The sequence below is a fragment of the Variovorax sp. GW821-FHT09B01 genome (assembly GCF_059418345.1).
Map to the genome: position 1 here is coordinate 1 of NZ_JBWKPQ010000060.1, position 964 is coordinate 964.

The window sequence follows — 964 nt, forward strand, 5'->3', positions numbered from 1 at the left end:
GTGTTGCGACGACCGGTTGAATCCACCCTGGATGCCCCGGTCGGAGTGATGCACCAGCGCTTGGCGCGTTTGCCTCCCCTTGAGCGCCATTGTCAGCGCGCGGCTGACCTGTGCGGTGTGCAAGCTGTCGTGCACGTGATGGCCCACGATCTTGCGCGACCAGGCATCCGTCACCAGGCTGAGGTAAACGAACCCCCGATCGGTGGGCAGGTAGGTGATGTCGGCCACCCACACCTGCTCGCTGCCTGTGGGGCGCACTCGATTCGGCCCGTCCTTGAGCAGGTTCGGATGGCGCCGGAAGCGGTGATGGCTGTCGGTGGTCTTGTGGTACGCCCGCCTGGGCTGAACCAGCATGCGGGCTTCGCGCAGGATGTCCAGCAGCGCATCGCGCCCCAGGCTCGCGTGGGCCTGCTGCAGCGGTTCCCTGAGCAGATGGTGCAGCTTTCTGGCTCCCAGCCGAGGCTGGCGCAGGCGCACATCACGCACGAGTTCGACCACCGTCTCGGCACGGGCACAGCGCTGCTGCTGATGGCGTAGCTGCTGGTAATACGCTTGGCGGCTGATGCCCCAATAGCGGCAAGCCCTCGATACGCTCAGCCCCGGGAGGAGCTTTTGCGCGAGGACTTGCCCGAAGGCTTTTTTACGACACGCACCCCGTAGTCCTTCTTCAGGACATCGAGCACGGCCTTGAACAATTGAGCTTTCTCGTTCGCCTCGCGAAGCTGGACTTCGAGGGCCTTGATCTTCTGCTCGGGGGTCAGCAGCGCAGGCGCTGAAGTGGGGGGTTTCGACATTGGCATGGGCAACCGCGATGATGCCCCAGGCTCCCAGCGCTGGCGACCGTGCTTGCGCAGCCACACCAGCACCGTCGAGCGGCCCTGGATTCCGTAGCGCTCTTGGGCCTGCCTGTAGCTCAATTCGCCTTTTTCTACCTGATCGACCACCGACAGCTTAAAAGCCAGCG

General features: G+C 64.1%; 1 pseudogene. It reads right to left on the bottom strand.

Going from position 1 to position 964, the window contains the following annotated elements:
• Positions 1-962 (bottom strand): annotated as a pseudogene (locus tag AC07RV_RS45815) (IS3 family transposase); the annotation flags it as partial.
• Positions 963-964: the final 2 nt, after the last annotated feature.